The following is a 6,800-nucleotide window of genomic DNA, read 5'->3' on the forward strand; positions in this document are numbered from 1 at the left end:
CAATGGCTGATCACCTGCGCCGCGGGCGATCTGGACAATGGCAACAGCTGGTACGAGCGCGTTGCCGAAGGCATGACGCGATCCGGCGCCACGGCGCATATGTTCGAGGGCGGGCAGGGGCTGCGGTTGCAGGTTGGCGATTGGACGCAGGCCGCGCCGGATCAGGATCAGGCGGCCGAGGCCCCGCCCGCGCCTTTGCCGACATGGGCAACCACCGCCTGCGCCGCGCCCGAACACCCGCCGCAATTGCTGTCGCCGTCAGATCTTGGTGGCGCCAAGGCATTGCCGGGCGAGGGTGGCCTGACCGAGGACGAGGCAAAGCTGCGCGGCTCGCGCCTGCATCTGTTGTTAGAGCATCTGCCTGATGCCGATCCGGCCAGCTGGCCGGATCTGGCGCGAAAAATCCTGCCCGACACGCCGGACGCCGACCGCGCCGCCTTGTTCGCCGAGGCCAAAACCGTTCTGACCGCGCCGGACCTGCAACACCTGTTCGACCCAAGCGCCTTGGCCGAGGTTGCCTTTACCGCCGACTTGCCCGGGCTTTCTGCCCCGATCCACGGAATTATCGACCGGCTGATCCTGACCCCCGACCGGGTGCTGGCGCTGGATTACAAGTCAAACGCCCAAATACCCGGCAGCCCCGACGCGGTGCCCGAGGGCATCTTGCGGCAGATGGGTGCTTATGCGGCGGCGCTGGCCCGGATCTATCCTGACCGGTCCATCGAGACCGCGATTTTGTGGACCTCAGCCGCGCAGCTGATGCCGCTGCCTTCACAACTCGTTGCAGATGCGCTTGCGCGCGCAACGACATCTTGACCTTAGCGGGGGGGCTACATAGGTTTCGTGCAACTTATCCGCTGCCAAGGAGAGCCATCATGGCAACCGTAGCTGTCACCGACGCAACATTCGACGAAGAAGTACGATCCTCGGACCTGCCCGTGGTTGTCGATTTCTGGGCCGAGTGGTGTGGCCCCTGTAAACAAATCGGCCCCGCTCTGGAAGAGCTGTCCGAAGAATTCGACGGCAAGATCAAGGTCGTCAAAGTGAACGTCGACGAGAACCCGAACTCGCCGGCTCAGATGGGCGTGCGCGGCATTCCGGCACTGTTCCTGTTCAAGGACGGTCAGGTTGTGTCGAACAAAATCGGTGCCGCCCCCAAGGCCGCGCTGAAGGGTTGGATCGAAGATTCGATCTGAACCTTAGGACATCACGAATTCGGGGCGCTTCGGCGCCCCTTTTTGTTTGGGCGCTTGTTCCCCGTGTTCTGCGCCGCCAGATAGGACAAAACGACAGGAGGCACCAATGGCAGACGATCAATTCCCCGGCTGGCACGGCACCACGATTTTGGGCGTCAAACGCGGCGGCAAGGTGGTGATCGCGGGCGACGGACAGGTCAGCCTTGGCCAAACCGTCATCAAAGGCACCGCCCGCAAGGTGCGCCGCTTGTCGCCCGGCGGGCATGATGTCGTTTGCGGCTTTGCCGGATCGACCGCCGATGCATTTACCCTGCTTGAGCGGCTGGAAGCCAAGCTTGAGGCGACGCCGGGCCAGCTTCAGCGCGCCGCGGTCGAACTGGCCAAGGACTGGCGCACCGACAAATACCTGCAAAAGCTTGAGGCGATGCTGATCGTGTCGGACGGGTCCGAGATCTATGTGATTACTGGCGCCGGTGACGTGTTAGAGCCCGAACATGACGTTGCCGCGATTGGCTCGGGCGGGAATTTCGCCCTGGCGGCGGCGCGCGGGTTGATGGAAACCGATCTGGACGCCGAAGGCATCGCCCGCAAAGCGATGGCGATTGCCGCCGATATTTGCGTTTACACCAACGGCAACCTGACCGTGGAGACTATCGAAAAATGACCGATCTGACGCCCCGCGAAATCGTATCCGAACTGGACCGGTTCATCATCGGCCAGAACGACGCCAAACGCGCCGTTGCCGTGGCGCTGCGCAACCGCTGGCGGCGCAAGCAACTGGGCGACGATCTGCGGGATGAGGTTTACCCGAAGAATATCCTGATGATCGGCCCCACCGGCGTCGGCAAAACCGAGATCAGCCGCCGTCTGGCCAAGCTGGCCCGCGCGCCGTTCATCAAGGTCGAGGCCACGAAATTCACCGAAGTCGGTTATGTCGGCCGCGACGTCGAACAAATCATCCGCGATCTGGTCGATAACGCCATCATCGAAACCCGCGAATGGATGCGCGAAGACGTCAAGGCCGCCGCGCATCAGGCCGCTGAGGAGCGGGTGATCGAAGCCATCGCCGGCACCGACGCCCGCGAGCAAACCCGCGAGCTGTTTCGCGGCAAGCTGAAACGTGGCGAGCTGGACAATACCGTGATCGAGCTGGAAATGGCCGACACCTCGAACCCGATGTCGATGTTCGAACTGCCCGGCCAGCCCGGTCAGAACATGGGGATGCTGAACCTTGGCGACATGTTCGGCAAAGCCTTTGGCGGACGCCGGGTGAAAAAGAAAATCACCGTTGCTGAAAGCTATGATCTGTTGATCAGCGAAGAGGCGGACAAGCTGTTGGACGATGAATCCGTGCACCGCGTCGCCCTAGAGGCGGTTCAGCAGAACGGCATCGTGTTTCTGGATGAGATCGACAAGGTCTGCGCCCGCTCGGATGCGCGCGGCGCCGATGTCAGCCGCGAAGGCGTTCAGCGCGATCTGCTGCCGCTGATCGAAGGCACCACCGTCAGCACCAAATACGGCGCGGTGAAAACCGACCATATCCTGTTCATCGCCTCGGGCGCGTTCCACATCGCCAAACCGTCCGACCTGTTGCCGGAATTGCAGGGTCGCCTGCCGATCCGGGTCGAACTGCGCGCCCTGACCGAAAGCGATTTCGTGCGCATCCTGACCGAAACCGACAACGCGCTGACCCGGCAATATACCGCGCTGATGGCGACCGAAGAGGTCACCGTCGGCTTTACCGAAGACGGCATCGCCGCGCTGGCGAAAATCGCCGCCGAGGTGAACCAAAGCATCGAGAATATCGGCGCGCGGCGGCTTTACACGGTGATGGAGCGGGTGTTCGAAGAACTTAGCTTTACCGCGCCGGACCGGTCGGGTGACGTGGTGACGGTGAACGCCGAATTCGTGCAGAAAAATCTGGGCGAGCTGCTGAAATCCGCCGATATGAGCCGCTACGTGCTCTGACTTCGGCGCAAATACACGTAATACGCCCCGTCGCCGCCATGTTTCTGGTGCGCCGGGGTGACTTGCAGCACCAGCGCGCCCAGCGGCGGCGAGGCCAGCCAATGCGGCACCTGATGGCGCAGAACGCCGCGCCGCACCGGGATCGGATCGTCATCGAACCGGTCGCGGCCCTTGCCGGTAATCACCAGAACCAACCGTTTCCCGTCAGCATGGGCCGACAGGATGAACCGGGTCAGCGCCGGATGCGCGCGGGCCAGCGTCATGCCGTGCAAGTCGATCCGGCCCTCGGGCGACAGCTTGCCGCGCGTCATTTTCTGATAGTTCTTCCGATCCATCCGCACGCTGGCGCCCCGCAGGTGATCGGCGGGATCGGCGGCCAGATCATGGGTTAGCGCGGGCAGGGTGGATTTTTGACCGACATGAAACCGACGGTGCGGCACCTCGGGTATCGGGCGCGGCGGGGTGGGATGGTCGTCCGGCATCGCATCGGATTTCAATAGCTGCTTGCGCATCGGCACGATGGTTTCGGTAACGCGGTCCCACAGGGCGCGTTCCTCGGGGCTGAGATGTCGTTTGCGGCGGGCCATCCTAACCCCCCGGCGCCAGGGCAAAGGCCCGATCAATTGGCAACAGCACCACCATCCGGCCCGGATCGCGGATCGACCCGGCTTGCCGCCCGGCAATTTCGCCGGTGCCAAAGAAAATATCGGCGCGCTGCGGTCCCTTGATCGCCGAGCCGGTATCCTGTGCCACCATCAGCCGCCGCAGCGGGCCGCGCCCGCCTTTTTCAACCCAGACCGGCGCACCCAGCGGGGTGAAGTCCGGATCGACGGCGATGCTGCGCATCTGGGTGATCGAGCGGTTCATAGCACCAAGCGGCCCCAGATTAGCGGGCACATCGGTGACGCGGCGGAAAAACACGTAAGATGGGTTGTGCTGCAACAGCTCGCGCCCTTGCGTCGGATTGCGCTGCACCCAATTGCGGATCACATCGGCGGACACCTCGTGCGGCTGATAGACGCCACGGCGCACCAGCTCTTGCCCGATCGAGCGGTATTTATGGCCATTCGCCCCGCCATAGCCAACGCGAACCGCCGAGCCATCGCGCAGACGAATACGACCAGACCCCTGAATTTGCAGGAAAAACACGTCAACCGGGTCATCGACCCACGCCAGTTCAAGCCCACGGTCGCGCAGCAGGCCGCGATCTTCGATCTCGGCGCGGCTATACCACAGCGCGCCGGGCTCCAGCTCGGGCGGTTTGCGATAGACCGGATAGCGGAACCGCGCGTCGGGATAGCGCGAGCCGGTCAGTTCGGGCTCGAAATAGCCGGTGAACAGGGCAGGGGCTTCGCCGCCGATCAGCACCGGGCGAAAGAACAGTTCGAAAAACGCGCGCGGATCGGGGTTCGAGCGGGCAAAGCCGCAAATCGGCTGCCATTCGGGGGCATTCAGATCGCCACATGTGTTCAGAAACACCGACAGGGCCGCGGCATGATCGTCGTCGGCCCAGCCGTCAAGGTCTTCGAATCTAAGGATTTCAGCACTGGCGCCAAAGGCCGCGACCGCGCCGCTCACGGTCAGCACCGCCGCAGCGGCGACAGCCCGCAAGCCACGGATCATTCCCCGGTTGCGACCAGTTGCCAGTTCGGATCATTCGATCCCATAATTCTGGCAAAGGTCCAGATGTCGCGCTGGCGCTTGATCTTGTTCGGGTCGCCCTCGACGATCTTGCCCTCAGCATCGCGCACGACCGAGGTCAGTTCGCCGACAAATTTCACCGAAAGTTCGGCCTCTTGGGTGTCGCGGTCAAAGGTGGCGTTCACCAGTTCGATCTCGCCCAGACCAACGAAGGTGGCGTCGATCGACAGGCCTTGATCCTCGCGCGCAGCGACGGCCGACAGGAAGCTTTCATAGACATCGGCCGACAGGAACGGCTGAACCGGGCCAACATCGCCATTTTCATAGGCCATCAGGATCATCTCATACGCGCCACGTGCGCCGGTCAGAAACTGGGTGACGTTGAACGACGGCTCGATCAGCTTCATCGCGGCCAATGCTTTGGCGGCGTCGGTGCCATCGGCAACGTGATCGGTGATGTCGGCATCCTGACCGCCTTGAATAACTTCGAATTCGCGGCGGGGGGCGGCGCGTTCAGCCGGGTTGGCGATGTCGACGCGCGGTTTCTCGAAACCTTCGCGTGTGCCCAGAACCGAGCGCAGCTTGAGGATCAGGAACACTGCGACACCTGCCAGAACAACAAGCTGAATAATGGCAGAGCTCATGGATACCTCGTTGGGTCGGGGGTTTGTGAATTGCTTAGGTTGCACATATGTAGGGCACAGGTCGCGTCAAGTCCAGCGACCGGGATCTGGCTGGGAAAGGCGAAAATATGTGGCTTTTGGTTCTGTTTCTTGCGGTGCCGCTGATCGAAATCGGTCTGTTCGTTCAGGTCGGTGGTCTGATCGGTCTGTGGCCGACCCTTGCGATCGTCGTGCTGACCGCTGTCATTGGCACCAGCCTGATGCGGGCGCAAGGCGCTTTGGCGATGAACCAGATCCGCTCAAGCTTTGACCAGATGAACGACCCGACCGAACCGCTTGCCCATGGCGCGATGATCCTGATTGCCGGGGTTTTGCTGCTGACGCCGGGGTTTTTCACCGATTTTGTCGGGCTTTTACTGCTTTTCCCGCCGTTTCGCGCGGTCGCCTTTCGCTGGGCCAAATCGCGCGTTCGCATCCAGACCTTTTCCACCCAACAGACCTATCGCGCCCCCGGCGACGACGTGATCGACGGCGATTTCACCGAAGTTCGCCCCGACCCCGATCCGTCGCTGCCGCCCTCGGGCTGGACCAAGCATTGAGACCGGCGTCACTGTCTGCTAAGGACGCTGCCAACCATTTACCTGTCAGGAGCATGACATGACCGATTCAGCCGCTGCGGCAGCCACTCAGCCGCAGGTCAAAATGAACATTCTGGGTCAATATATCCGGGATATGTCGTTTGAAAACTTTATGATGCAAAAGGGCGTGACCGGAAACGTGCAGCCCGAACTTCAGGTTCAGGTCGCGCTGGATGCGAAAAAGCGTCCGGTTGATAACCAATACGAAGTCATCACCAAATTCTCGGTCAAATCGCAAAGCAAGGAAGACAAGTCGCCGCTGTTCCTGCTTGAGCTGGATTACGCCGGTATTTTCCACATCGAAGGCGTGCCGGACGAGCAACTGCATCCGTTCCTGCTGATCGAATGCCCGCGGATGCTGTTCCCCTATGTGCGCCGCATCGTCAGCGACGTCACTCGCGACGGTGGTTTCCCGCCGCTGGCGCTGGAGCCGGTCGATTTCGTCGGTATCTACCGGCAAGAGGCTCAGCGCCAGGCCGCAGCAGCCGCCAAACCGAACTAAACTGCAAAGCCCCGGTCACGCCGGGGCTTTTTGTTTCAGGAATATTTTTTCCAGACCGCGTCATCGCCCAGCTTGGCGATGAAGTCGCGATGCGCTTGTTCCTCGGCGCTGGTCAGGCGGGACGGCAGCGGCGCCGGGCGCGGCTTGGGCCGCCATTCTCCGACCTCGATATGGCCGACCGTGGTTGTCGTGACCTGAACGCCCAGAACCAGATCGGGCTGGCGACCGCCGA

The 6,800-nt window shown here is 62.1% G+C and carries 9 protein-coding genes and 1 pseudogene; 6 read left to right on the forward strand and 4 right to left on the reverse strand.

From position 1 onward, the window contains the following. The 4 genes from ABYW26_RS08360 to hslU form a co-directional block, all read left to right on the forward strand. Positions 1–816, forward strand: an 816-nt coding sequence (locus ABYW26_RS08360; protein WP_372604312.1) for a PD-(D/E)XK nuclease family protein, incomplete at its 5' end; no start/stop codon positions are given. A 59-nt stretch (positions 817–875) separates the two neighbouring features. Further along, positions 876–1,196, forward strand: a complete 321-nt coding sequence (gene trxA / locus ABYW26_RS08365) for a thioredoxin (RefSeq protein ID WP_372604313.1) — start codon at positions 876–878, stop codon at positions 1,194–1,196. A gap of 106 nt (positions 1,197–1,302) precedes the next feature. Next, positions 1,303–1,860 carry an ATP-dependent protease subunit HslV gene (gene hslV, locus ABYW26_RS08370; protein WP_372604314.1) on the forward strand — a complete coding sequence of 186 codons (558 nt, stop codon included), beginning with the start codon at positions 1,303–1,305 and terminating at the stop codon, positions 1,858–1,860. Continuing rightward, complete coding sequence (gene hslU, locus ABYW26_RS08375) at positions 1,857–3,164, forward strand: ATP-dependent protease ATPase subunit HslU (RefSeq protein ID WP_372604316.1); 1,308 nt, start codon at positions 1,857–1,859, stop codon at positions 3,162–3,164. The genes hslV and hslU overlap by 4 nt, the downstream gene beginning before the upstream one ends. Here hslU and ABYW26_RS08380 read toward each other — a convergent pair. From ABYW26_RS08380 to ABYW26_RS08390, 3 genes are read right to left on the reverse strand one after another with little or no spacing between them, the layout of a single operon-like run. Beyond that, positions 3,152–3,751 (reverse strand): Smr/MutS family protein, encoded by a 600-nt coding sequence (locus ABYW26_RS08380; protein ID WP_372604317.1) that lies wholly within the window; start codon positions 3,749–3,751, stop codon positions 3,152–3,154. The two genes, hslU and ABYW26_RS08380, sit on opposite strands and share 13 nt — an antisense overlap. Position 3,752: 1 nt before the next feature. Further along, positions 3,753–4,787 carry a murein transglycosylase A gene (locus ABYW26_RS08385; RefSeq protein ID WP_372604319.1) on the reverse strand — a complete coding sequence of 345 codons (1,035 nt, stop codon included), beginning with the start codon at positions 4,785–4,787 and terminating at the stop codon, positions 3,753–3,755. Then, positions 4,784–5,449, reverse strand: coding sequence for a Tim44/TimA family putative adaptor protein (locus ABYW26_RS08390; protein ID WP_372604321.1), 666 nt, complete (start codon positions 5,447–5,449; stop codon positions 4,784–4,786). Before ABYW26_RS08390 ends, ABYW26_RS08385 begins: the two co-directional genes overlap by 4 nt. A 107-nt stretch (positions 5,450–5,556) precedes the next feature. Here ABYW26_RS08390 and ABYW26_RS08395 point away from each other — a divergent pair, with 107 nt between their 5' ends. Further along, positions 5,557–6,027: an FxsA family protein gene (locus ABYW26_RS08395; protein ID WP_372604322.1), complete on the forward strand. Its 471-nt coding sequence runs from the start codon at positions 5,557–5,559 to the stop codon at positions 6,025–6,027. A 58-nt stretch (positions 6,028–6,085) separates the two neighbouring features. Continuing rightward, positions 6,086–6,568: a protein-export chaperone SecB gene (secB, locus tag ABYW26_RS08400; protein ID WP_372604323.1), complete on the forward strand. Its 483-nt coding sequence runs from the start codon at positions 6,086–6,088 to the stop codon at positions 6,566–6,568. A 35-nt stretch (positions 6,569–6,603) separates the two neighbouring features. Here secB and ABYW26_RS08405 read toward each other — a convergent pair. Then, a pseudogene (locus ABYW26_RS08405) lies at positions 6,604–6,800 on the reverse strand (DNA polymerase III subunit epsilon); the annotation flags it as partial.

Origin of the sequence: Actibacterium sp. (genome assembly GCF_041584535.1) — a bacterium.
In the GTDB taxonomy this organism is placed as follows: Bacteria; Pseudomonadota; Alphaproteobacteria; order Rhodobacterales; family Rhodobacteraceae; genus Actibacterium_D.